A 25,784-nucleotide genomic window follows, 5' to 3' on the forward strand; every position below is an offset into this window, starting at 1 on the left:
TGGTTATTTTTTAGAACATAATCGTAATATTTTAAATGCTGACTTAATTTTATTTGGATCTTTTATACCCGGAGATGCTTCTAAACCTGAATTTAAATCTAATCCGCAAAATCCTAATTTAGATGCTGTAAAAATATTTTTTAAATTTAAACCACCAGCTAACATCATATTAGATACATCAAAATTATTTATTAAATTCCAGTTAAAAGTTTTTCCAGTACCTCCGTTTTTATTATCTAGCACATAACGATTGATATTTATATTTTTGTGAATTATTGTATTTTTATTCATTGATATAACTTTCCAAATACGTACATGATGAGGTAATAAATTTTTTAAAATTTTAATAAATTCTTCATTTTCTTGACCATGTAACTGTACTGCATATAAATCAAGCTCGCATACTTTTTTTAAAATATATTGAGGTTGTTCGTTACTAAATATACCTACATATTTTAGTAAAGTATTTTGTATGATTTTTTTGCTTTGTTGAGTATCAATATATCGTGGAGACTGAGGAATAAAAATTAATCCTCCATAGATACAACCTATTTTTGATGCTAATTTTGTAATAATGTCTTGTTTTAAACCGCAAATTTTGTTTTTACCATAGATTATTTTACGTGTAGCAAATTCTAAATTATTAGAACGCATTAAATGTGTTCCAATTAAAAAACCATCTACAATATTGCTTAATAAACGAACATTTTTATAACTATTTATACCTGATTCACAAATAACAATTTTATTTTTAGGAATTAATGGTGCTAATTGTTGTGTATTACTGATATTTACAGATAAATTTGTTAAATTTCTATTATTTATTCCTATTACTGATGCCTTTAAAAATAATGCACGTTGTAATTCTTCATAAGTATGTACTTCTGTTAAAACTCCTAAATTCATACTATTTGCAATCTTAGATAAGTTTATATAAGTATTATCATCTAAAATAGATAACATCAGCAAAATTGCATTTGCTTGATGATAACGTGCGTAATATACTTGATAAGGATCAATAAAAAAATCTTTACATAATAGAAGTTTATCTGTTTTAGCACGTGCTTTTAACAAATATTTAAAATTACCTTGAAAAAATTTCTCTTCGGTAATTATAGAAATAATATCAGCATATTTATTATAAACTTTAATTATTTTTGAAATATTAAATTTAGTGTTAATAACACCGTTTAATGGTGATGATTTTTTACATTCTAATATAAATGATGGATGATTTTTTTTAAAACTATTTTCAAAAGAAAATTTTGATGTTTCAATTTTTCCATAAAAAGAATTTAAAGGTATTTTTTTTTTTTTATATTGGATCCATTGATATGTACTGTTTAATATTTTTGAAATTATATTTTTTTTCATAATATTATTTAATTAAATAATTTGCATAATTTAGATAGTTTAAGAACAAATTTATATACTTGACCAGTATTAATAAAATTTAAAATATCTGATGTATTTTTACGTATATCATTATTACCCAATACTTTCATTAATAATGAAACATTCATGGCAATTGTTTGTGTATATACCGGTTCTCCTTTTCCTTTAAACAATTTTATAGTTTCTAAATAATTTTCTAATTTACTTTTTTTTATAATATAGTTTTTATGATATTTTTTTAAACCAAAATCTTCGGGAGATAACTCATATTCTTTTATTTGTTTATTATTCAATTCCACAATAGTTGTATTGGAATGTAAAGTAGCTTCATCTATACCGCTGCTATGAACGATAATAGCTCGCTTATACAGTAAGTATGATAATATTCTTGCATATGTTAACATTAATTGAGGTTTATATACTCCAATTAATGCATAAGTAGGTTGGGCAGGGTTTAATAGCGGGCCTAGTATATTAAAAATTGTTTTTGTTTGTAATAAACTACGAATTTTAGATATTTTTTTAAAATCACTTAAATAATTATTAGCTAGTAAGAAACAAATATTCATTTTATCTAAACATTGTTTAGATTGTTTAGGAGTAATATTGGTATTTATATTTAATTGTTGCAATAAATTCGCAGATCCGAGTTGACTAGACGAACCTATATTACATATTTTTGCAATTTTAATACCATAACACGCAGAAACAATAGCACTAACAGTTGATATATTAAAACTATTTTGTTGATCGCCGCCTGTTCCTACAATATCAGATATATAGCCATGAGATTTAGGAAATAATGGCATTTGTTGTATTAAAAATTTTCTTGCACCAATAATTTCTTCATATGTTTCTGTTCGAGAGGATAATATTGCTAATACAGCTGCAATTTGCATATTATTTATCTTTTTTTTAAATATGCTTTCAAATAATGTATAACTTTCTAATTCATTTAAATATTTTCCATTATATATTTTTTTTAAAATTTTTTTCATATTTTTATGTAAATTTATTAAATAATAATTTTTTTAAACTACAAGATATGGTTTGTGTAAAATTTTTTTTGGATTAAAAAAATACAAAAAATCTTATTTGATTATAAATAAATTACTATTTTATTATTATAATTAATTAATTTATTTTTTAATATTATTTTATTAAAAAATATTTAATTTTATTAAAAAATAATATTTTTATGATTTTTACTTATTATAATGTATTAATTTATATTATATATATATAATATATTGATATGTACAATTATATATTAAAAATAATTTAATTATATTAAACTTTAGTATTAATTTATATGAATAATGTATATATAATATGATGCAATCAATAAAATTAATTAATTATATATTAATAAATTTTAATAATTTTAATGAAATTATAATAGCATTTTTTTAAATAAAAAAAAATATTTTAAAAAAATAAATATTTGAGAGATTAAATATCTTTATAAAATAATTTGTGTATGAAAATATAATATACTTTAATAAATATTCAAATATATTCTCACAGTAATATTACATATTACATATATATTTATATAGATAGGAAATATTTTATGAAAGAAAGAATTCAAAAAATATTATCTAGTTATGGTTTTGGTTCACGTCGTAATATTGAAAAAAAAATATGTAGAGGATTAATTAAAATAAACGGAAAATCTGTTTCTTTAGGTCAAAGTTTTGTAAAAAATAATATCCAATATATTTCATTAAACAACAAAAAATTTTTCTTAAAAAAAGATACAACAAAAATTGTTATTTATAACAAACCTATTGGTGAAATATGTACAAAAAAAGATACAAGCAATAGAATTACTGTATTTAACAAATTACCTAAATTATATAACTCTAGTTGGATTAGTATAGGTAGGTTAGATATTAATACATCAGGTTTGCTATTATTTACAAATTATGGAGAATTAGCATATAGATTAATGCATCCTCGTTATATGATTAAACGAGAGTATTTAGTAAGAGTGTATGGAAAAATATCAAATAAAAAAATTTTAATTTTAAAAAATGGAATTAAAATAGGTAATTCTATTTCTAAATTTTTAGATATTGTTTGTCAAAATAATAAAAATAAAAATCAATGGTTTAAAGTTTCATTACTACAGGGCAAAAAAAATGAAGTACGTTTATTATGGAATTCTGTAGGCATACAAGTTAATCGATTAATTCGTATTAGTTATGGTGTTATTAAATTACCTAAAAATTTAAAAACTGGAAACTTCATAGCATTAAATTCTATTAATATAAACAATATTTTCAATTCAGTTAACTTGAAAAGTATCTAATATATAGATATTATCAATAAAAATATTGATAACTGTAGATTAATAATTTTTATTGATATCTATTTATGTTTATACAAAATACATCTTTAATTAATATATTTAATATTTATATTAATAACGTCATCATAAAAATAATGACAATAATGTTTATTATTAAATATAATTAATAAATTTTATATATAAATTTTTTTTAAATTATTTTTTGGTTTAAAATACGTGTTTTTTTTAAAATAAATTTTAATATATTAGCTTGTCCAACTAATAACATATTATTTTTAATATAATTATGTCCGCCTAAAAAATCTGTTATTAATGCGCCGGATTCTCGGATTTGTAATTCTCCAAAAGCAATACGCACAAATTTTTCATTAAATCCAATATATGCATTTATTTTTCCAGAAGATAAATATGCTAAATCTAAAATTGAGCATCCTGTTTGTCGTAAAGATATTTTCTCTTGTAGTAATTGTTGTGTTAATGATGTATATAGATAAGTGTTTTTTATATTTTTTTTTTTAAAATAAATAGCTATAATTTTATTTTGAACGTGATCTTTATATTCACAACATCTAGCACGAAAACCATTTAATTGAGCGCCTTGACCGTTAATAGCTGTGAATAAATCATTTTTAATAGGATCATATATTACTGATATACATATTCTATTTTTTTCTTTTATAAGTATAGATAAACAAAAATGTGGAATTTTTTTAATAAAGTTGATTGTTCCATTTAACGGATTCACTAACCATTGATAATTATCATCAATAATTTTTTTTTTAGAACATGTATTGATAATAGAATGTTTGGGATATGATTGATGTATAATAGAAGAAATTGATAAAAATACTTTTTCTCTTATTTTATATATACAATGTAAAAATTTGGATTTTTCTGTAACACATTCTATATTTTTCGAATCATAATATTGTGAAATAATTTTCCCGCCTACTCGAATAGCTCTAATAGCTATATTTAGTATAGGATTCATATAATAATTTTCCCGTATTTTAACATAAATTTAAATATTATTAAAAATAGATTAATTTTTATAATAAAAATTAATCTATTTTTAATAAATTATTTATTATATACTTATTTTTAATAAATTTAAAAAATTTATTTATATTTTAATATTTAAATAATATTAACTGATATATATTAGGAAATAATGATGTTAAAAAAAAATAAAAAAAAAATAAATTTATTAGATTTAAATTTAAAAAAAATGATAGATTTTTTCTTACAGTTAGGAGAAAAAAAATTTAGAGCAATACAAATGATGGAATGGATTTATAAAAAATATTGTATAAATTTTAATAAAATGCATAATTTAAGTAATATTTTAAAACATAAATTAAAAAATGTATCCGTAATTCAGTTACCGCAATGTTCAGAAGAAAAAAAATCAAATGACGGAACAATAAAATGGAAATTTTTATTTAATACTGAATTTGTTGAAACTGTATATATTCCAGAAAAAAATCGTGCTACTTTATGTATTTCATCACAAGCAGGTTGTGCGTTAAAATGTAATTTTTGCGCTACAGGTAAATTAGGATATACTCGTAATTTATTAGTTTCGGAGATTATTGGTCAAATATGGTTTGTTATAAATAAAATACATCAATTTAAATTAAAAAATTATATATTACACCCTATAACAAATATTGTAATGATGGGTATGGGAGAACCTTTATTAAATTTACGTAATATAATTCCTGTTATAGATATTATTATAGATAAAAATGGTTTTAATTTTTCTAAAAATAAGGTAACTCTATCTACAGCTGGTATTGTTCCCGCAATAAATAAAATTGCAGGCAAAATAGATATTTCATTAGCTATTTCCCTGCATGCACCTAATGATAATATTCGTGACATGATTATGCCAATTAATAAAGTTTACAATATAAACATGTTATTATTATCAATTAAAAATTATCTAAGTAAATCTACCGCAAATCGTGGTATAGTAACCATTGAATATATTATGTTATTGAATATTAATGATAGCATATCTCATGCTAAAGAATTATCAGTTTTATTAAAAAATATACCATGTAAAATTAATTTAATTCCGTGGAATCCTATAAAAAATTCTTTTTATCAATGCAGTAGTTACGAAAAAATTATTATTTTTTCAAATTACTTAAAAAATAAAGGTTTTATTGTTACAATTAGAAAGAACAGAGGTTCTGATATTGATGCTGCTTGTGGGCAACTAATTGGAAAAAATATTTCCCAAGTAAATATATAATAATCAATGTTTTATTTTTGTTAGTTTTTTTAAAATATTAATATTTTTGATGTATAGAAATTTAATTAAATTAATAATTTTAATATAGGAATGTTAATTTTTTATGAGTATAAAATATCAATCAATTAGAGGTATGCACGATCTTCTTCCTTGTGATACTTATTATTTAAATACAATTGAAAAAAAAATTAAAAATATATTATATAGTCATGCTTATTTTGAAATTCGTTTTCCAATTGTTGAAAAAACACAATTATTTGAAAAAGCCATTGGCAATAATACCGATATTATTCACAAAGAAATGTATAATTTTTGGGATAAAAAACAAAATAAAATTTCTTTAAGGCCAGAAGGAACAGTGAGTTGTATTCGTGCATGTATACAAAATAATATATTTTATGATTCTCAAATTCAAAAATTATGGTACCACGGTCCCATGTTTCGTTACGAAAGACCACAAAAAGGACGTTTTAGACAATTTTATCAATTAGGAGTAGAATTTTTTGGTTTAAAAAATTATATTACTGATTATGAAGTTATTATGTTAACTACTGAAATTTGGAAAAAATTAAATTTATTACAATATTTAAAATTAGAAATAAATTCAATTGGCCAAATACCAGATAGAAAAATTTTTGCATCAGAGTTAATAAATTTTTTTAAACAACATATTTCTCAATTAACTCAACATGAAAAAAAATTACTATCTACTAATCCTATTCGTATTTTAGATAGTAAAAATATTTATATACAAAAATTACTAAAATTTGCGCCGATATTAAATAACTATTTAAATATAAATTCATATATGCGTTTTAAAAAACTGTGTAAGCTATTAAGTCAATCAAAAATAAATTATAAAATAAATAATCGATTAGTTAGAGGATTAGATTATTATAACGATACTGTTTTTGAATGGACTTCAAAATATTTAGGATCACAACATACTATTTGTGCTGGTGGTCGTTATGATAATTTAGTAGAATATTTAGGCGGTAAAAAAAACGCAGCTATTGGTTTTGCAATTGGTATGGATAGATTATTCATCCTAAAAAAATTATTTAACCCTAATTATTTTAAAAATTTTTTTATAGATATAAATATTATTTTTTTACAATCTATTTATTCAGTATTTGCAATATATCTATCTAATAGATTACGTTTAATATGGCCGAAATTTAGAATAAATACTTCTTTAAAAATACTAAAAAATAATAATTATAAAAATATATCAAAAAAAATAAAATCAAATTTTTTATTAATTTTAGAACCTAATATGCTAAATATGAATAAAATTTTAATTAAAAATGTATTCAAAAAAACAAAAAAAATTATTTCAATTAATCGTATTTTTAAACGTCCATGCGTTTTTATTAATTAACTATTACAATATGAAAATAAATATCATTTATTTAAAATAATTTTAATTAATGAAATATTTATAAAATTTTTTAAAAAATAAAACGAATATTTTAATATAAGTACAATATAATCATGATAAATAAAACACTAAAAAAAACAGATTTAAAAATCTGGAATCTAATTAACAAAGAAAAAATTAGACAAGAATCATATATTAATTTAATTGCATCTGAAAATTATGCAAGTTCTTCTATACTAGAAGCGCAAGGTTCTTGTTTAACTAACAAATATGCAGAAGGATATATCGGAAATCGTTTTTATAATGGATGTAAAATTATTGATCATATTGAATCTATTGCCATTCGTAGAGCAAAAAAATTATTTAATGTTGATTATGCTAATGTTCAACCTCATTCAGGTTCACAAGCTAATTTTGCAATATTTCAGGCTTTGCTAAAACCACAGGATGTTATATTAGGGATGAATTTAAATCATGGCGGACATTTAACTCATGGATCAACTGTCAATTTTTCAGGAAAAATATATAAATCTTACACATATGGTGTTAATAAAAAAGGTGATATAGATTATGAAGAATTTAAGCATTTATGTATTTTGCATCATCCTAAATTAATTATTGGTGGGTTTTCAGCATATTCAGGAATATGTGATTGGAAATATATGCGTAAAATTGCTGATAAAATTAATGCATATTTTTTAGTAGATATTTCACATGTTGCAGGTTTAATTATAGCTGGATTATATCCAAATCCATTAAATTATGCTCACGTAGTTAGCACTACAACACATAAAACTTTAGGCGGACCAAGAGGAGGTTTGATTATATCTAAAAATGGAAATAAACAATTATATTCAAAATTAGATGCGTCTGTGTTTCCCGGTACTCAAGGCGGGCCTTTAATGCATGTCATTGCAGCTAAAGCAGTTGCTTTTAAAGAAGCTTTGAATAAAAAATTTTCATTATTACAAAAAAATATTTTATTTTTTTCTAAAAAAATGGTTAAAGTATTTTTAAAAAGAAAATTTACAGTTATATTAAAAAAAACAGAAAATCATTTGTTTTTAATAGATGTATCAAAACAGGGATTAACGGGAAAAGAAGCCAGTAATATTCTTTCTCATGCAGGAATTATTGTCAACAAAAATACTATTCCTAATGATTGTAAAAATCCGTTTATTACGTCAGGAATTCGTATCGGTACTCCGGCAATAGTTAAGCGTAATATTAAAATTAATGATGTTATTAAGATAACTAATTGGATATGTGATATTTTAAGCAATCCTTATGATTTATTACAAATAAAAAGTATTAGAAAAAAAATAAAAATAATATGTAAAAATTATCCAATATATAAGATATAAAATTTTTTTTTATTTAAAAAATTTAATTTAAATAAAAATTATTATAATTTATAAAATCTAGACAATAGATATAATTAAAAATTATTTTCTTATTTAAAAAAATATATAAATATTTTATGTTACATAATATATGTAACATAAATTTTTATTTATATATTCTTAACATATTATAATCTATATAACATTATTTATCATTCAATTAATACCCATAAAGGATTATTTCCTATAGATATTTCTTTTTTTACTGCCAAATAACCAGTATGATTATTAATACGATATATCATCATAGAATTTGAAATTTCTCCTACTACTATTAATATTTTTCCATCCTTACTGATGCAAAATGATCGAGGCTGTAATATAGTTTTATAAGTATATTTATGTAATAAAATACCTGTAGTATCATTAATACTAAAAAACGAAATAATACTATGAAATCGATCACAAGCATATAAATATTTTTTACTAGGGTGTATGTGGATATCTGAAGCCCAAAAATGATGTGTTTGAGCGTCTGATATTAATGAAATTGATTGTATCAATATTAATGTAATCAATTGATTATCAATTTTCCAAACATCAATTGTTCCATTTAATTCATTTATAGAATACACAAAAGGATTTAAAGGATGAAATACCATATGTCTCGGACCACTTTTTTGTACAGTATATACAATATTTTTTAATACTATAGTAATTTTAGTATTTTTTTTAAAAAAGATACTATAAATATATATTTTGTTTTCTTTAAGAGCAGATACAAATATTAAGTTATATTTATAATGTATTTTAATACAATGACATCCTTGAATATTTTTCACAATACAACTAATATTATTAATTAATCCAATTGAATTTAATGAAAATGTTTTAAATCTATTACCGTGATATGATGCCATTAATAAAACTGTTTTATTTTTATTTAAAGAAATATAATTAGGTGTATGAGATAATTTAATTTCATGAATTTTTTTAAATTGATTGTTTAAATATTTTTTATATGTAACAATTTTATTATTAATTGTTTCTCCAACATATAATAATTTGTCTTTTTGATTATATTTTAAAGGTTGAGGGTATCCGGTTGTATAAAAAATAGATTTTTTTAATAAAATATAATTTTCTGTTAAAGTCCAGTGTTCAATATGCTTATTAAGCGAACAAGAAATAAAAATATTTTTTTTCATATATTTTCCAACAAAAGATATGTCAATAAAATTATTTATTTTCAATAATATATAAAATATTATATAAACATTTGATAGTAATTATTAATAATTTGTAAAATATTTATTATTACAATTAAGTTTTAATAACAGATTATATTTGATCTCTGTTTTTAGAGTTAATGTATTTAAAAATAATATTTTACAAGATATCATTATTATATAAGTATTTAAAATACTACACAGTTAATTATTTGTTAATATTTATATATAAAATACTAGATATCATCAAATAAAATTAATACACTTAATAAGATTTAAGGATATCATATAAGAATTTTTTAACCCATAATAAACTCTTTTGATCATCATTAAATGATTTACTATAAGATAATTTATCTGTTGATAATTTCCAGTATTGTGGATTTTTTATTATTTTTTCGTATAACCAATTAATATTTAGAATATTCTTTTTATAAAAAAATATATATATTTTTGTAAAAGAAAATTGAATTTTTTTTATTCCTATTTTGGAAGACATAATTTTTATTATAGTTAATAAAAATAAATTTTCTGCATATTTCGGTAATTTTCCAAATAAATGGTATATTTTATTTTTAACAGCTTTTAATTTTTTATTATTGTTAATACGCGATATTTTTTTATAAAACATTAATCGAATATTAATATCATTAATATAACTTTCAGGTAAAATTGCTGATACATGTAGTTGAATATCTACATGCATATTATTTAAATGTAGTTCACTAAGTGCAGTTGTGTCTTTATTTTTTGTAATTGTGTTAATGGCATTATTTAAAAATTTTTTATATAATTCAATACCGATAGTGTTAATATGTCCGCTCTGATTTTTTCCTAATAATTCTCCGACCCCTCTAATTTCTGAATCATATGTAGACAATATAAAACCAGCACCTAAACTTGTAAAAGATTTAATTAAATTTAATCTTTTTTCTGCTTTTTTATTAATTTTTATACGATTTGATATAAAAAAAAACGCATAAGCTTGTCTTGTGGAACGACCAATACGACCCCTTAACTGATGTAATTGCGATAAACCAAATTGATCTGCATGTTCTATAATCATCGTATTAACATTACTAATGTGAATTCCAGTGTCTATGATAGTAGTACTTAGTAATATATCAAAAGATTTTTTCAAAAAATCACACATAATGTTATATAAATCTTTACGATGCATTTTTCCATGACTAATTTGAATACGTGCTTCCGGTATTAATTTAGATAAATATTTTTTTTTATATTCAATATTTTTGATTTTATTATATATATAATATATTTGTCCGCCTCGTTTTAATTCTTTAAGAACTGCTTTTCTTACAGTTTTTGAATTAAATTTTTGAACAAAAGTTTTTATAGTTAAGCGTTTTTTAGGAGGTGTTGATATAATAGACAAATCTCTAATTCCTAAAGAAGACATATGAAGAGTTCTAGGAATTGGAGTAGCTGTTAATGTTAATACATCTATATTTATATATAATCTTTTTATTATTTCTTTATGATGTACACCAAACCGGTGTTCTTCGTCTATAATAAGTAATCCTAAATTTTTCCATATTAAATTTTTTGATAAAATTTTATGAGTGCCTATTAAAATATTTATTTGTCCATTTTTTATTTTATATTTAATTAATAATTCTTTTTTAGTAGAAGTAAAACGCGAATATGTATTAATATTATACGAATATTTAGAAAATCTATTTTTAAATGTTTTATAATGTTGTTGAGCTAATAATGTAGTTGGTACTAATAAAGCAACTTGTTTGTGATTATCTAAAGCTATAAAAGCAGCTCGCATTGCTATTTCAGTTTTTCCAAAACCTACATCTCCACACAATAATCTATCCATAGGAACAGGTTTCATCATATCACTAATAATTTCTTGAACAGATTTTTTTTGATCATCTGTAATTAAATAAGAACATTGATTACAAAAATTTTCATATTGAAGAATATTTTTTTTAAAAGAAAACCCCTTTCTTAAAATACGATGAGATCTATTATCAATTAATTGAACAGCTACATCATAAATTTTTTTTTTTGTTTTATTACGTTCTAATAACCATTTCTTACTACTCAATGTATGTAGTGGTACTTCTGAAGATGTAATAGGATTATAGGAATAAATTAAATCAATAGATGTAACAGGAACATATAATTTTGCTTGATCAGCATACATTAATATACAATATTCCGCTATTACACCGTTAGTATTTAAAGTACATAATCCAATATATCTACCAATACCGTATTTAACATGTACTACTAATTGATTTTTATGAAATATTTTTGTTGTTGAAGTTAATTCAGAAAAATTATTTTTTTTATCTTTTATTGCTGTAAAATGTTTCATTTAATAAATATATTCCAATTTTATATAAATAAAAAATAATAATATTATTATTATTATGCAACATATATATATATTATAATTATTAATAAATTTAATTTAATTAAATGTAAATAAAATTAAATTAAAAAATATAATTTTACATTTAAATATAATGCTATTAATATAATTATAGGTATTAAAAAGTATAAAATAAGATTAATTAATTAATTCTGATAAATTTTTAGTATATAAAAATATTTATTGAAAATAAAGTTTATATAAAAATATTAAACATTCATTTAAATTATTAAGTATAATATTACATATAAATGAATAATAAAATATCTCAATGTTGATATATTAAGGTATAAATGCTACTATTTAATATAATATATATACTATATTGAAAATAATTTATAAAACTTATAAAATACATAGTTAAAAATAAATATTTTTTTAAAAAATATAATTTTTAAATTGTATAGAAATATGCTTTATATAATTATTCAAAAATAAATATATTATTTTAATAAAAAAAAACAAAAAAATAGTTTTATCAAAAATATATACTTAAATTTATTGGTAATCATTTTATATGAAAATTAAAGTTGCTATAAACGGATTTGGTCGTATTGGACGAATGATATTTAGAATTGCTCAAACAAGACCAAATATAGAAATAATTGCAATTAATGATTTATTAGATTCAAAATACATTGCGTATATGTTGAAATATGACTCAACTCATGGTTTATTTAACGGATCTATTAAAAACAAAAAAAATTATTTACTCGTAAACAATAAAAAAATCAATATTTTTTCTGAAAAAGATCCCAAAAAAATTAATTGGAAAGATCTTGATATTGATATAGTGATTGAATCAACTGGAATATTTTTAACTACTCAATCTGCTTCTCAACACATAATCGCTGGAGCTAAAAAAGTTGTATTAACCGGACCATCACAAGATGATACACCTATGTTTGTTAAAGGAGTCAATTTTAGCCAATATAATGGCCAAAAAATTGTTTCTAATGCATCTTGCACAACTAACTGTCTAGCTCCTTTAGCCAAAATAGTAAATGATGAATTTGGAATTATTGAAGGATTAATGACTACAGTTCATGCAATTACAGCTACTCAAAAAACCGTAGACGGAGTTTCTTTAAAAGATTGGAGAGGCGGTAGAGGTGCTTTACAAAATATAATACCTGCATCTACCGGAGCTGCTCGAGCAGTCGGTAAAATTCTCCCTGAATTAAACAAAAAAATTACCGGAATTGCGTTTAGAGTACCTGTTGCAAATGTATCAGTAGTAGATTTTACCGTTAAATTAAAAAAAGAAGTAAATTATACAGATATATGTTCTGCAATTAAAATAGCATCTAATACATATATGAAAGATATTGTAGGATATTCTGATGAAGAAGTAGTGTCTAGTGATTTTAATGGGTCACACTTAACATCGATATTTGATGAAAAAGCTGGTTTAGCATTAAATAAAAATTTTGTTAAATTAATATCATGGTATGATAATGAAGTTGGTTATTCTACAAAAGTATTAGATTTAGCTGAATGGATTGCGTCTAGATAGTTTTATTTATTTATATATACATTGCATATTTAAAATTTTAAATATATTCTGACAGTATTCAATAATATTTATTTTGATACTGTCAAATATTTATTTTTTCAATTTATTAATAATTATTAATAAATAATTACTTAACATATATTAATTTAATTAATTTAATTTATTGTTAGAATGTAAAATATTAATTTCTGAATTTACTAATTTTAACCATCTTTTAATGCGTTGATTACTTAAATGAGATTGATTATCTTCGTCAAGCGGTAATCCAAAAAAATGTGTTTTATTTTTTTGAGCTTTAGAAAATTCAAAATAATAATCTGTTATTGGCCAAGATCCAACCAATTGAACACTTTTTTTTTTTAAAAGATGATACATAATTCCAATAGCATCACAAAAATATTCTGAATAATCTTCTTGATCACCGCATCCAAAAAGAGCAACAATTTTATTTTTTAGATTTATTTTTTTTAATTGTTGTAACGATTCTTCCCAATCACACTGCAATTCTCCATAATACCATGTAGATATTCCTAAAAATAAGATATTAAAATCTTCCATTTTATTTAATGAAATATTAGAAATATCAAAAACATTAGATTGGCTTATCCCTATAATTTTTTGTATAATATAAGAAATTTTTTCTGTATTTCCAGTATCACTACCATAGAAAATACCTACTTGATCCATTTTTGCCTTCTTAATAAAAACATTAATATTAATCAAAATAATGTTTTATAAAAATTTAGTTTAATTTAAAGTAATATTTACTTTTATTAAAATTATTAATTTATATATATTAAATATATATATTTAATATATATAAATATATATAAATATATATTAAATATATATTTATATATATTAATAATTTATAAAAATATTTTGCTGATATATTTTGTATAATATATTATAATATTTATCAATAAAATAATTTTTAAATTATTTAATATAATTTTTTTAATTATTTTTATGATAAAATTTTATAATAATTTTATATCTTAATATATAAGAAACAACATTATTAATTTTTTTACAGTATTTCTTTTTATTAAAATAAAATTTACTGATTAATCTTTTTTATATATATAAATCAATTTTTTAATAAAAAATTAACTAAATTAAACATTCATTTTGATATCGTAACTTAAGACTTATAGAACAATTCAAAAGAGGATATACTTTATATATTAATAATAATAAGATGATCAAAATAATTTTATTAAAAATAAAAAAATATAAATTTTAAAAATCTGTTAAATAAATATAATTTAAAGAAATTATTTACTATACTAAAGTTCATATGACTATTTTTTTAAAATAAAAAATTAAAAATTTAATCATTAATTATGATATATCAATCACATTAATTTAAACATACTAATAATATATCTAAAATAATCACAAAAATTTTTAAAAAAAATACATATATCTAAATCAATAAATATATAAAAAATATATATTATAAAAAAATTATTGATATTTTATATATTAATAATTTTATTGATTATCTTAATTTATTTTTAAAATAAATAAAAATATATTTTTATTAAATTAAATTTAATTAAATAACTTATAACTATTAATTAAACTATTTTTATAAAATAAATCTTAAATTCAAAATATATTTTTAAAGAAAATTTATAATTTTGTTTAATTTTATTAATAAATTTATATATATCAAAATATATTATAAATGTTTACTTATATAAATATTATATCATATACAAAAATATTTTAAAAATATATAAATACACAATAAATATAGAGCATTATAATATGAACAATTTTTTTCTTGAAAAAATAATTAATGAAAAATTAAATAGCCATAAATATAAAAATGATTATACACCTAATGGTTTACAAGTAGAAGGACGATCTGAAATAATAAAAATTATTACAGGTGTAACTGCTTGTAAAAATCTTTTAAAAGTAGCTATAAAACAACATGCTGACGCAATTATTGTGCATCATGGTTATTTTTGGAATAATCAAGACAAAAAAGTTTTAGGAATGCATAGAAATCGTTTAAAAATGTTATTACTAAACGATATTAATTTATATAGCTGGCATATACCTCTAGACGTACATTCTAAGCTTGGTAATAACGTTCAATTGGGAAAATTATTAAACATTAACATTAATAATAATATTAATGATAAAATAAATCCATACATATTACATGGAAAATTTAAAAAAAAACATACCGTCATATCATTAATTAATATAATAAAAAAAAAATTAAATAGAACTCCATTTCATTATGGTAAAACAGGTCCTGAATACATTAGAAATGTGGCGTGGTGTACCGGAAAAGGACAAAATTTTTTTAATCAAGTAACAAACTTAAATATTGATGCATATTTAACAGGAGAAATTTCAGAAGAAACTATTCACATTGCAGAAGAAAATAACATACATTTTTTTTCTTTAGGACATCATGCTACAGAAAAATCAGGAGTTTATTTATTAGGAAAATGGTTATCTGGTCAATATAATGATTTAAAAATTAAATTCATTGATATATACAATCCCATATAATAATAGAAAAAATCCATTAAATTTTAATTTATTATTAACTCTATTAATTATAGACATTCACATGACAAATAAAAAAAAAATATATTCACATAATAACGGATGGTTATACGCAAATAACCAATCATTTTTAGAAAATATTTATGAAAAATTTTTATCTAATTCAAAATCATTAGACATATATTGGAAAGATATATTTAATACTTTATCAGATAAAAACAATATAAAGGATGATATTATTAATCAAAAAATTTCTCATTATAAACATAATGATTTAACAAAAAATTCTAAAAAAATAGTATTAAATAGCAATTCTGTACTATTACAAGAAAAATTTTTAAATCTTATAAATGCTTATCGAATGTACGGACATTACGCATCAAATATCAATCCACTTATACGCCATAAAATAAAAAAATATATTCCTGAATTATCTTATTTATTTCACAATATAAAAAAAGAAGAATTAAATAATTTAATAAATTTTAATTTTTTATTTTTTAAAAAAAAAATTAATTCTTTTAAAGAGATATATTTATTTTTTAAGAAAAAATATTCCAATTATATTGGTTTTGAATATATGCATTTAAATACAGAAAATGAAAAAAAATGGTTACAAAATTATATTGAAACTAATCATATTTCGAATTTTTTATCTAATAAAGAAAAAAAAAACATACTATCGGATTTAATACAATCTACTTCTTTTGAAAAATTTATTCATACCAAATTTCCAGGTTATAAACGTTTTTCATTAGAGGGATGCGATGTTTTAATACCTGTTTTAAAAAAAATTATAGAATTTTGTATGCATAAAAAAACTAAAAAAATATTTTTAGGAATGGCTCATCGCGGTAGATTGAACGTAATGAATAATGTTTTGCATCATAATGTATTACATATGTTTAAAAATTATTCTCAATCAATTAAAAATCATAATGGTACAGGAGATGTTAAATACCATATAGGAATAAACAAAATTATTTATAAAAATAAACAAAAAATTAAAATTCATTTATTAGATAATCCTTCTCATTTAGAAATTATAACTCCAGTTGTTATGGGATATTGTAAATTTTTTATAGATAATAAACCAAAAACAAATAATCCTATATCTGTCATTATACACGGTGATGCTGCTTTTGTAGGACAAGGAGTAATTCAAGAAACATTAAATATGTCTCAAGTTCCTGCATATAATGTTTTTGGAAGTATACATATCATTATAAATAATCAAATTGCATTTACTACTTCTAATAAAAAATATTTAAGAACTAGTTTTTATTGTACAGATATTGCAAAAATGATTGATTCACCAATTTTTCATGTTAATGCCGATCAACCAGAAGAAGTGATGTTTATAATTACCTTAGCTTTAAAATTTCGATATTTATTTAAGAAAGATGTTTTTATTGAATTAATATGTTATAGAAGATTAGGTCATAATGAAGTAGATGATCCGTCTATAACACAACCAAAAATGTATTCTACAATAAAACAACATGAACGTATTTGTACACTATACTCTAAAAAAATAATTAATATTTTAATTGATAATAATATCTCTTATAAACAATTATATACTTGTTTTATAGATAAATTATTGAAAAAATCAAAAAAATCTTATAAAAAATCAAATACTTCAATATTACCATATAATAAAATAAATTTATCAAATTATTTAATTCCAAAAAAAATTCATTTTCATGATTTTAAAAAAATAGCAAATGAATTATTCACATTACCTAAAAACTTATCTATACATTCACAAATAAAAAAAATTTTCTTAAATCGTATACAAATGGCTAACAATAAAACTCCATTAGATTGGGGAACAGCTGAAAATTTAGTTTATGCAATTTTAATGTATTATGGTATTACATGTCGATTAACTGGAGAAGATGTAAGACGAGGAACATTTTGTCATAGACATGCTGCTGTAGTTTGTCAAAAAAAAAATATCGTATATATTCCCTTACAAAATTTATCTAATGTTAAAGGATCATTTTATATTTGGGATTCAGTTTTATCAGAAGAATCTGTATTAGCATTTGAATATGGATATTCTACAGTATCTCATAACGTATTAAATGTTTGGGAAGCACAATTTGGCGATTTTTCAAATGGCGCACAGATAGTAATTGATCAATTTATAACTTCAAGTTTACAAAAATGGGGTCATTCTTCTTCCATAGTAATGTTACTACCGCATGGTTATGAAGGACAAGGTCCTGAACATTCATCAGGACGAATAGAAAGATATTTACAATTATGCGCTCAAAATAATATTAAAATCTGCATACCTACAACAGTATCTCAGTGGTATCATATTTTGTTAAAACAAGGAATGAATTTTTCTAAAATTCCATTAATTATATTTACTCCAAAATCATTATTAAGAAATCCATTAACCTTTATTGACGCAAAAAAGTTATTACAAGAAAAATTTCATACCGTATTATTAACTTCATTAAAAAATACACAAAAAATAATATCCCGTATTATTTTTTGTTCAGGTAAAATTTATTACGAATTATTAAATTTTTATAAAAAAAATAATATTGTTGATACTGCAATAATACGTATCGAACAATTATATCCTTTTCCGTATTTGTCTATAAATAATATTTTATGTAAATTTACTAATATAAAAAATTTTATATGGTGTCAGGAAGAACCTATGAATCAAGGTAGTTGGACGTATATTTATTTTTATTTTAAAAAATACATTTTAATAAAATTTAATCAAATATCTATAGAATATATTGGTCGACCAAAATTATCTTCTACTGCTGAAGGAAATTTTATAGATCATCAGATACAACAAAAAAAAATCATAAAATCAGCATTTTCAGTATCAATGTAATTAAATTATAAGTGAAAATTATGAATAAAGACATCAAAATTTTAGCTCCCGATTTACCTGAATCAATTAATAACGCAATTATATTAAAATGGCACAAAAAAATAGGAGACACTGTTCAAGAAGACGAATTAATTGCTGAGATTGAAACTGATAAAATAATATTAGAAATCTCATCTCCTATTACCGGCACTTTATATAAAAAATTATTTAAAGTAGGTCAAAAAATAAAATCTAGATCTATAATTGGGTATATTCAATCAATTCATTTAGATAATAATATTCATAAAATTACTGATAAATTCACTCAAAAGAACAAAAAAAATTATTTTTTTACACCTAAAATGCGTAGATTAATTTCAAATAATAAAATTAATAAATTAACTATTAAAGGTATTAAAACACATGGTAAAATTACTAAAAATAAATTCATTATAAATAATCTATATCAAGATACTGCATTAAAAAAAAATGAAAAAATAAGTAAAAAAATATTATCAGAAAAACATACAAACAAAAATTTATTCAAAAATACTCGTTCTTTTCGTAGAATTCCCATGAGTCCGTTACGAAAAAAAATTTCAGAAAGATTACTGTCGACTATTCAAAATACGGCTATGTTAACTACTTTTAATGAAGTTAATATGAAACCAATTATGTTAAAAAGACAAAAATACAATAGTATTTTCGAAAATAAATATAATAAATTAGGTTATATGTCTTTTTATATAAAAGCAGCAACACAAGCATTAAAGAAATTTCCAGATATTAATGCATCTATCGAAGGTACTGATATTATATATCATGATTATTATGATATTAATATAGCTATATCTACACCTAGAGGATTAATTACACCGATTTTAAAAAATACTGACCGATTATCTATGTTTGAAATTGAAAAAAAAATAGAATATTTTTCTCGTTTAGGTAAATCAGGAAAATTGCAATTAGAAGACTTAGAATCTGGTACATTCACTATTACAAACGGAGGTGTTTTCGGCTCTTTATTATCTACTCCAATAATAAATCCTCCACAAGTAGCTATATTGGGTATGCATAATATTAAAAATAGACCGGTTGTGTCATGTAATAAAATAAAAATATATCCTATGATGTATTTAGCCTTATCATATGACCATCAAATAATTGATGGAAAACAAGCCATACAGTTTTTAAATTATATAAAAGATATTATAGAAGATTTTTCTCGAATTATAATTGATGTTTAATATGTAAATTATCCAGTAGTAAAGTTATTGCAATAATATTCATAATTAATACAATAAATATTTATTTTAAATACATGATATAATAATTTTTATTTAAAAAATTGTATCTAGTACACAAATATATTAAATACATTTATTTTTAATTTCAATTATATGGTTACTATCATATAAAATATATATAAATAGTTAACAACAATATTAATTAAGCAGTAATATATAAAATATATAGGTACAAAATGAATAATAAAAAAATAGTTTTAATGCGACATGGAGAAAGTCAGTGGAATCAATTAAATCAATTTACTGGATGGAAAGACATTAAATTATCTGAACAAGGAAAACAAGAAGCATTACGTGCTGCTAAATTATTAAAAGAAAACAAATTTTTTTTTGACATAGCTTATACATCAGTCTTAAAAAGAGCTATTCACACATTATGGATAATTTTAAAAAAATTAGATTGTATGTGGATACCGATACATAAATCTTGGAGATTAAACGAACGAAATTATGGATTTTTAGAGGGATTAAATAAAGAAGAAACAATACAAAAATATGGGGAAAAAAAAGTTCAACTGTGGAGAAGAAGTTTTAAAGAAATGCCACCTAAAAATAATATTTCTGATATAAATTTAATAAAAAATGATAAAAAATATAAAAAATTAAAACAAGAAAACATTCCAGCTTCTGAAAGCCTAGAAATGACATTTAAAAGAGTAATTCCGTTTTGGGAATCAAATATTCTTCCACAAATTAAAAAAAATAAAAATATCATTATTGTAGCTCATGGTAATTCATTACGATCATTGATCAAATATTTAAACAAAATTAATGATATTGATATAGAAAAATTAGATATCTCTACAGGATCTCCTATTGTATATGAATTTTCTTATGATCTTAAACCTTTAAGATATTATTATTTATAATAATATAATTTTTTAAAAAATATTTTTTGTAAATATTTATCAGTATTAATTACTAATATTACTTGTTTAAAACTATATATTTATACAGTAAACATTATTTTATAAAAATATATTTAATTTTCAGATATTAAGCAATATTTTATATATTAAAAAATAATAATTTTTTATTTATATTAATTGATATTAAACATCAAGGTTACAGAATTATAATGATTAAAAAAATAGGAGTCTTAACAAGTGGCGGCGACGCTCCTGGTATGAATGCAACAATACGCTCTATAGTTTATACGGCATTAAATAATAATTTAGAAATACTTGGTATAAAAAATGGATTTTTAGGTTTATATGAAAATACTATGATACCTTTATATAAAGAAAGTGTTGCTCATTTATTAAATAAAGGTGGAACTTTTTTAGGATCCTCTAGGTTTTTAAATTTTCGATTAAAAAAAATACAAAAAATAGCATTTCATAATATTTTAAAAAGAAAAATTGATGTATTAATTATTATTGGTGGTAATGGATCGTATATAGGGGCTCAATGTTTAACTGACATGGGTATTCCTTGCATTGGTATTCCAAGTACTATAGATAACGACGTACCTGGAACAGATTATACTATAGGGTATTTTACTGCGTTAGAAACAGTAGTAAGTTCTATCGATAAATTAAGAGATACCATATCATCACACCAAAGAATTTCTATAATTGAAATCATGGGTCGTTATTGTGGAGATTTAACATTATTGTCTTCTATTGCTGGAGGATGTGAATTTATCATTATTCCCGAAATAATTTATAAAAAAGAATTATTATTATTAGAAATACAAAAAAGTATCAAAAAGGGAAATAAACACGCAATAATAGCTGTTACAGAACATATATGTGATGTATATGAATTAGCTAAATATATTCAAAAAAATACTAATCAAGAAACTCGAGCAACAGTATTAGGGCATATTCAACGGGGAGGTATTCCGGTCGCATACGATAGAATTTTAGCGTCTCGTATGGGCGTATATGCGGTAAAATTACTTTTAAAAAAAAACAAAGGAAAATGTGTTGGAATTATAAATAATAAAATAGTTCATCACGATATTAACTATGCATTAAAATATATGAAAAAATCATGTCAAAAACACTGGTTACATATGATAAAAGATCTTACTAATTAAAATTATTCTAATAATATAAATGTTAGTAATATAAATATTAGTAATATAAATAAGTGCCGGTAATCCGGCGCTTAAATATAAGTTATTATTTTTAAATTTTGTATATTTTTATAAAAAAAATATATATTTATTTTCATAAATAAAAAATTTTTAAATATTTATTCAAATTTTTATAAAAATTATATTTATATATTGATAAAATATTAAACATGTATTATTTCTATAATTTTAGTAAATTCTTCAATTTGTAAAGAAGATCTTCCTAATAAAAAACCATCAATATCTTTTTGTTTAATAAGATTTTTTGCATTTTTTCTCGTTACCGATCCCCCATATTGAATGAAAAAATTTTTAATTCTATCATTTGTGCGGCTCACTATATATTGACGTATAAAACGAGCAATAAATTGTGCTTCTTTCGGTGTAGCTGAAATTTCAGATCCAATTGCCCATACAGGTTCGTAAGCAATAATAGAATCATTAAATGCCTGAATACCACATATATCAAAAATTGAATCTATTTGTTTTTTACAAATATTAATAGTATTATTTTCTAATTTTTCTTGTTTAGTTTCTCCAATACATAAAATAGGAATTAAATTTTCTTTTTTTAATAAAAAAAATTTATTAGCAATCATACGATTTGTTTCATTATGATTAAAACGTCTTTCTGAATGACCGATAATTACATATTTAATACCTAAATCTTTTAACATAATAGGAGATATTTCTCCTGTAAAAGATCCAGAATTATGATTATCGGTATTTTGTGCTCCTAAAAAAAAATTTTTATTATCAAATAATAATGTATTTCGTATTAAATACGCATATAAAATAGGTAAGGATATAACTACTGTACATTTTTCATGATAATTTACTAAAAATTTATTTAATAAGTTTAAAAAAATTTTAATAGATTCTTGAGTACCATTTAATTTCCAATTACCCACAATAATCGGTTTAATCATTTTATTACGCCTTATAAGCAATTATTAGAGTTTAGTCACTCAAAATAATTGCTGATTATATAAATTATTTATTAAATGAAGTTATATATATAGTATTTTATATTTAAATAATAAAATTTTAAATGTTCTGATGAACATGATTTATACGATCCCTTAATTGTTTGCCGGGTTTAAAACGAGAAACATATTTTCCCTTTAAATAAATTTTTTCACCTGTTTTAGGATTTCTACCTACTCGAGCACATCGATAATGTAATGAAAAACTACCAAATCCTCGAATTTCAATCCGATTACCTTTCTCTAAAGAGAGAGCCATATATTCTAAAATATTTTTTACCAAAAATTTAATAATTTTTGCTGAAATATAAATTTTTTTTTTATTAATTTTTGCAAATAACTCTGATTTTGTCATATATCCTCTAAATGAAAATATAATAAAATATTTTAATATTTTAGTTATTATTTTAATTTTTTGCGTCTTCAAACGCTTGTGTCATAGTATTATCAATATCGTTAGAATTAATTGAATTTTCTTTTAATATTTTTTTCTGTAAATTTCTTAAATGAATTTCTTCAGTAATAGAGACATATATAATTCTATTTTTTTTATCAAATCCTATAATTTGTGTTAATAAATTATCTCCAATACATAATTGAGATGTATATTTTTGACGATAATCAATAGGGATGTTTGTTACCTTTAAACATCCTTGAATTCCTTTTTCTATATTTATTAATATTGCTTTTTCTTCAATTAATTGAATAATACCTAAAACTATTGTATTTTTTTTGTTTTGTAAAATATATTTATGAAACGGATCTTCTTTAAGCTGTTTAATTCCTAACGAAATACGCTCTCTATCTGAATCAACTTGTAAAACAATTGCTTCTATATTTTGACCTTTTTTATATTTTTGAACAGATTTTTCTCCTGTTGTAACCCATGATAAATCTGATAAATGAACTAATCCATCTATTCCTCCCTTCAATCCTATAAAAATTCCAAAATCAGTAATAGATTTAATTTTACCTGTAACTTTACATCCTTTATTGTATTTCTCAGCAAATAGTTTCCAAGGATTAACTTTACATTGTTTAATCCCTAACGAAATACGTCGTCTAGATTCATCTATATTTAAGATAGATATATGTATCGTTTCTCCAGATTTTACAACTTTAGAAGGATGAATATTTTTATTTGTCCAATCCATTTCTGAAACGTGAACTAATCCTTCTACACCTTCTTCAATTTCTACAAAACAACCATAATCTGTTAAATTTGTTACACGTCCAGCATGTTTACTTCCTTCAGGATAACGTGTTGAAAGATTTATCCAAGGATCTGTTCCTAACTGTTTTAATCCCAAAGATACTCGTGTTTTTTCTTCATCAAATTTTAATACTTTTACTTGAATTTTATCACTAATTTTTACTATTTCGCTAGGATGCTGTACTCTTTTCCAGGACATATCAGTAATATGTAATAATCCATCTACACCTCCTAAATCAATAAAAGCTCCATAATCCGTTAAATTTTTTACTATTCCGGTAATAATATTACCTTCTTGTAAATTTTTTAATAATTGATCACGTTCAACGCTATTTTCCAACTCAATAACCGCTTTGCGTGAAACTACAACATTATTTCTTTTCTGATCTAATTTAATTACTTTAAATTCTAATTCTTTTCCTTCTAAATGCAAAGTTTCTCTAACTGGTCGAACATCAACTAAAGAACCTGGTAAAAAAGCTCTTATATCATTTAATTCAACAGTAAAACCGCCTTTTACTTTTCCATTGATGATACCAATTACATTGTGTGATTCTATATGTGCTTTTTCTAATTTAATCCAAGATTCATGTCGTTTAGCTTTTTCTCTCGATAAAATAGTTTCTCCAAAGCCATCTTCTATAGCATCTAAAGAAACATCTACTATGTCTCCTATTTTTATTTCTAAAAAACCCTTTGAATTTTTAAATTGTTCTACTGGAATACAAGATTCTGATTTTAATCCAGCATCTACTAAAACTACATCATTATCTATAGATACTACAGATCCTTTAATAATTGATCCCGGTCGAGTTACTGTATATCGTAACGATTCTTCAAATAATTCCGCAAAAGATATTGTCATATAAAATTTTCTATTCATATAATATTATGAACGTTTAAAATAAAATTTTTAAAAATAAATTAAACATACATAAACAAGTCAATAAAAACCATTTATTGT

General features: G+C 21.5%; 19 protein-coding genes. 10 read left to right on the plus strand and 9 right to left on the minus strand.

Annotated elements, in window-relative coordinates:
- Positions 1-3: 3 nt before the first annotated feature.
- Positions 4-1,374, minus strand: a complete 1,371-nt coding sequence (trpCF, locus tag BUCIKOCA2762_RS00915; RefSeq protein ID WP_154028541.1) for a bifunctional indole-3-glycerol-phosphate synthase TrpC/phosphoribosylanthranilate isomerase TrpF — start codon at positions 1,372-1,374, stop codon at positions 4-6.
- Positions 1,375-1,382: 8 nt separating this feature from the next.
- Positions 1,383-2,393 carry an anthranilate phosphoribosyltransferase gene (trpD, locus tag BUCIKOCA2762_RS00920; protein WP_154028543.1) on the minus strand — a complete coding sequence of 337 codons (1,011 nt, stop codon included), beginning with the start codon at positions 2,391-2,393 and terminating at the stop codon, positions 1,383-1,385.
- A 575-nt stretch (positions 2,394-2,968) separates the two neighbouring features.
- Here trpD and BUCIKOCA2762_RS00925 point away from each other — a divergent pair.
- A complete protein-coding gene (locus BUCIKOCA2762_RS00925) occupies positions 2,969-3,709 on the plus strand; it encodes a pseudouridine synthase (RefSeq protein ID WP_154028545.1) in 741 nt (246 codons plus the stop codon).
- Between the two features lie 190 nt (positions 3,710-3,899).
- On the opposite strand, the gene BUCIKOCA2762_RS00930 is transcribed toward BUCIKOCA2762_RS00925, so the two are convergent.
- On the minus strand, positions 3,900-4,700 hold the full coding sequence (locus tag BUCIKOCA2762_RS00930) for an inositol monophosphatase family protein (RefSeq protein ID WP_154028547.1): 801 nt from the start codon (positions 4,698-4,700) through the stop codon (positions 3,900-3,902).
- A 183-nt stretch (positions 4,701-4,883) separates the two neighbouring features.
- Between BUCIKOCA2762_RS00930 and rlmN the strand changes: the two genes are divergently transcribed.
- The 3 genes from rlmN to glyA all read left to right on the plus strand — a co-directional run bounded on the left by rlmN (position 4,884) and on the right by glyA (position 8,714).
- The gene (gene rlmN, locus BUCIKOCA2762_RS00935) at positions 4,884-5,969 is read left to right on the plus strand and encodes a 23S rRNA (adenine(2503)-C(2))-methyltransferase RlmN (RefSeq protein WP_232036825.1); all 1,086 of its coding nucleotides are present in this window, start codon (positions 4,884-4,886) and stop codon (positions 5,967-5,969) included.
- A 103-nt stretch (positions 5,970-6,072) separates the two neighbouring features.
- Complete coding sequence (gene hisS, locus BUCIKOCA2762_RS00940; RefSeq protein ID WP_154028551.1) at positions 6,073-7,350, plus strand: histidine--tRNA ligase; 1,278 nt, start codon at positions 6,073-6,075, stop codon at positions 7,348-7,350.
- A 113-nt stretch (positions 7,351-7,463) separates the two neighbouring features.
- The gene (gene glyA / locus BUCIKOCA2762_RS00945; protein ID WP_154028553.1) at positions 7,464-8,714 is read left to right on the plus strand and encodes a serine hydroxymethyltransferase; all 1,251 of its coding nucleotides are present in this window, start codon (positions 7,464-7,466) and stop codon (positions 8,712-8,714) included.
- 191 nt (positions 8,715-8,905) lie between these two features.
- Here glyA and BUCIKOCA2762_RS00950 read toward each other — a convergent pair whose 3' ends face one another.
- Together BUCIKOCA2762_RS00950 and mfd are read right to left on the minus strand one after the other, a co-directional pair.
- Positions 8,906-9,901 carry a beta-propeller fold lactonase family protein gene (locus BUCIKOCA2762_RS00950; protein WP_154028555.1) on the minus strand — a complete coding sequence of 332 codons (996 nt, stop codon included), beginning with the start codon at positions 9,899-9,901 and terminating at the stop codon, positions 8,906-8,908.
- A gap of 286 nt (positions 9,902-10,187) precedes the next feature.
- Complete coding sequence (gene mfd, locus BUCIKOCA2762_RS00955; protein ID WP_154028557.1) at positions 10,188-12,275, minus strand: transcription-repair coupling factor; 2,088 nt, start codon at positions 12,273-12,275, stop codon at positions 10,188-10,190.
- A 574-nt stretch (positions 12,276-12,849) separates the two neighbouring features.
- Here mfd and gap point away from each other — a divergent pair.
- Positions 12,850-13,848 carry a type I glyceraldehyde-3-phosphate dehydrogenase gene (gene gap / locus BUCIKOCA2762_RS00960; RefSeq protein ID WP_154028559.1) on the plus strand — a complete coding sequence of 333 codons (999 nt, stop codon included), beginning with the start codon at positions 12,850-12,852 and terminating at the stop codon, positions 13,846-13,848.
- 150 nt (positions 13,849-13,998) lie between these two features.
- Here the strand turns inward: gap and BUCIKOCA2762_RS00965 are convergent, their stop codons facing one another.
- The gene (locus tag BUCIKOCA2762_RS00965; RefSeq protein ID WP_154028561.1) at positions 13,999-14,535 is read right to left on the minus strand and encodes a flavodoxin; all 537 of its coding nucleotides are present in this window, start codon (positions 14,533-14,535) and stop codon (positions 13,999-14,001) included.
- Positions 14,536-15,624: 1,089 nt separating this feature from the next.
- On the opposite strand from BUCIKOCA2762_RS00965, the gene BUCIKOCA2762_RS00970 reads away from it, so the two are divergent.
- The 5 genes from BUCIKOCA2762_RS00970 to pfkA all read left to right on the plus strand — a co-directional run bounded on the left by BUCIKOCA2762_RS00970 (position 15,625) and on the right by pfkA (position 22,582).
- Positions 15,625-16,386 (plus strand): Nif3-like dinuclear metal center hexameric protein, encoded by a 762-nt coding sequence (locus BUCIKOCA2762_RS00970; RefSeq protein ID WP_154028563.1) that lies wholly within the window; start codon positions 15,625-15,627, stop codon positions 16,384-16,386.
- 61 nt (positions 16,387-16,447) lie between these two features.
- Positions 16,448-19,249, plus strand: a complete 2,802-nt coding sequence (locus tag BUCIKOCA2762_RS00975; RefSeq protein WP_154028565.1) for a 2-oxoglutarate dehydrogenase E1 component — start codon at positions 16,448-16,450, stop codon at positions 19,247-19,249.
- A 20-nt stretch (positions 19,250-19,269) separates the two neighbouring features.
- The gene (gene sucB, locus BUCIKOCA2762_RS00980; protein WP_154028567.1) at positions 19,270-20,478 is read left to right on the plus strand and encodes a dihydrolipoyllysine-residue succinyltransferase; all 1,209 of its coding nucleotides are present in this window, start codon (positions 19,270-19,272) and stop codon (positions 20,476-20,478) included.
- A gap of 236 nt (positions 20,479-20,714) precedes the next feature.
- On the plus strand, positions 20,715-21,407 hold the full coding sequence (gpmA, locus tag BUCIKOCA2762_RS00985; protein ID WP_154028569.1) for a 2,3-diphosphoglycerate-dependent phosphoglycerate mutase: 693 nt from the start codon (positions 20,715-20,717) through the stop codon (positions 21,405-21,407).
- A 209-nt stretch (positions 21,408-21,616) separates the two neighbouring features.
- The gene (gene pfkA, locus BUCIKOCA2762_RS00990) at positions 21,617-22,582 is read left to right on the plus strand and encodes a 6-phosphofructokinase (protein WP_154028571.1); all 966 of its coding nucleotides are present in this window, start codon (positions 21,617-21,619) and stop codon (positions 22,580-22,582) included.
- A gap of 203 nt (positions 22,583-22,785) precedes the next feature.
- On the opposite strand, the gene tpiA is transcribed toward pfkA, so the two are convergent.
- The 3 genes from tpiA to rpsA all read right to left on the minus strand — a co-directional run bounded on the left by tpiA (position 22,786) and on the right by rpsA (position 25,685).
- Positions 22,786-23,550, minus strand: coding sequence for a triose-phosphate isomerase (gene tpiA, locus BUCIKOCA2762_RS00995; protein ID WP_154028573.1), 765 nt, complete (start codon positions 23,548-23,550; stop codon positions 22,786-22,788).
- A 118-nt stretch (positions 23,551-23,668) separates the two neighbouring features.
- The gene (locus tag BUCIKOCA2762_RS01000; RefSeq protein WP_154028575.1) at positions 23,669-23,962 is read right to left on the minus strand and encodes an integration host factor subunit beta; all 294 of its coding nucleotides are present in this window, start codon (positions 23,960-23,962) and stop codon (positions 23,669-23,671) included.
- Between the two features lie 52 nt (positions 23,963-24,014).
- Positions 24,015-25,685, minus strand: a complete 1,671-nt coding sequence (gene rpsA / locus BUCIKOCA2762_RS01005) for a 30S ribosomal protein S1 (RefSeq protein ID WP_154028577.1) — start codon at positions 25,683-25,685, stop codon at positions 24,015-24,017.
- Between the last annotated feature and the right edge of the window lie 99 nt (positions 25,686-25,784).

The organism is Buchnera aphidicola (Cinara kochiana kochiana), assembly GCF_900698905.1.
Taxonomy (GTDB): Bacteria; Pseudomonadota; Gammaproteobacteria; order Enterobacterales; family Enterobacteriaceae; genus Buchnera_F; species Buchnera_F aphidicola_W.

Bases quoted from the DNA above. Each gene is read 5' to 3' on its own strand.
- gap (WP_154028559.1), top strand. From the start codon at position 12,850: ATGAAAATTAAAGTTGCTATAAACGGATTTGGTCGTATTGGACGAATG.
- trpCF (WP_154028541.1), bottom strand. From the start codon at position 1,374: ATGAAAAAAAATATAATTTCAAAAATATTAAACAGTACATATCAATGG.
- mfd (WP_154028557.1), bottom strand. From the start codon at position 12,275: ATGAAACATTTTACAGCAATAAAAGATAAAAAAAATAATTTTTCTGAA.
- pfkA (WP_154028571.1), top strand. From the start codon at position 21,617: ATGATTAAAAAAATAGGAGTCTTAACAAGTGGCGGCGACGCTCCTGGT.
- trpD (WP_154028543.1), bottom strand. From the start codon at position 2,393: ATGAAAAAAATTTTAAAAAAAATATATAATGGAAAATATTTAAATGAA.
- BUCIKOCA2762_RS00970 (WP_154028563.1), top strand. From the start codon at position 15,625: ATGAACAATTTTTTTCTTGAAAAAATAATTAATGAAAAATTAAATAGC.
- rpsA (WP_154028577.1), bottom strand. From the start codon at position 25,685: ATGACAATATCTTTTGCGGAATTATTTGAAGAATCGTTACGATATACA.
- tpiA (WP_154028573.1), bottom strand. From the start codon at position 23,550: ATGATTAAACCGATTATTGTGGGTAATTGGAAATTAAATGGTACTCAA.
- BUCIKOCA2762_RS00975 (WP_154028565.1), top strand. From the start codon at position 16,448: ATGACAAATAAAAAAAAAATATATTCACATAATAACGGATGGTTATAC.
- BUCIKOCA2762_RS00930 (WP_154028547.1), bottom strand. From the start codon at position 4,700: ATGAATCCTATACTAAATATAGCTATTAGAGCTATTCGAGTAGGCGGG.
- rlmN (WP_232036825.1), top strand. From the start codon at position 4,884: ATGTTAAAAAAAAATAAAAAAAAAATAAATTTATTAGATTTAAATTTA.
- gpmA (WP_154028569.1), top strand. From the start codon at position 20,715: ATGAATAATAAAAAAATAGTTTTAATGCGACATGGAGAAAGTCAGTGG.
- BUCIKOCA2762_RS00950 (WP_154028555.1), bottom strand. From the start codon at position 9,901: ATGAAAAAAAATATTTTTATTTCTTGTTCGCTTAATAAGCATATTGAA.
- BUCIKOCA2762_RS00965 (WP_154028561.1), bottom strand. From the start codon at position 14,535: ATGGATCAAGTAGGTATTTTCTATGGTAGTGATACTGGAAATACAGAA.
- BUCIKOCA2762_RS01000 (WP_154028575.1), bottom strand. From the start codon at position 23,962: ATGACAAAATCAGAGTTATTTGCAAAAATTAATAAAAAAAAAATTTAT.
- BUCIKOCA2762_RS00925 (WP_154028545.1), top strand. From the start codon at position 2,969: ATGAAAGAAAGAATTCAAAAAATATTATCTAGTTATGGTTTTGGTTCA.
- glyA (WP_154028553.1), top strand. From the start codon at position 7,464: ATGATAAATAAAACACTAAAAAAAACAGATTTAAAAATCTGGAATCTA.
- hisS (WP_154028551.1), top strand. From the start codon at position 6,073: ATGAGTATAAAATATCAATCAATTAGAGGTATGCACGATCTTCTTCCT.
- sucB (WP_154028567.1), top strand. From the start codon at position 19,270: ATGAATAAAGACATCAAAATTTTAGCTCCCGATTTACCTGAATCAATT.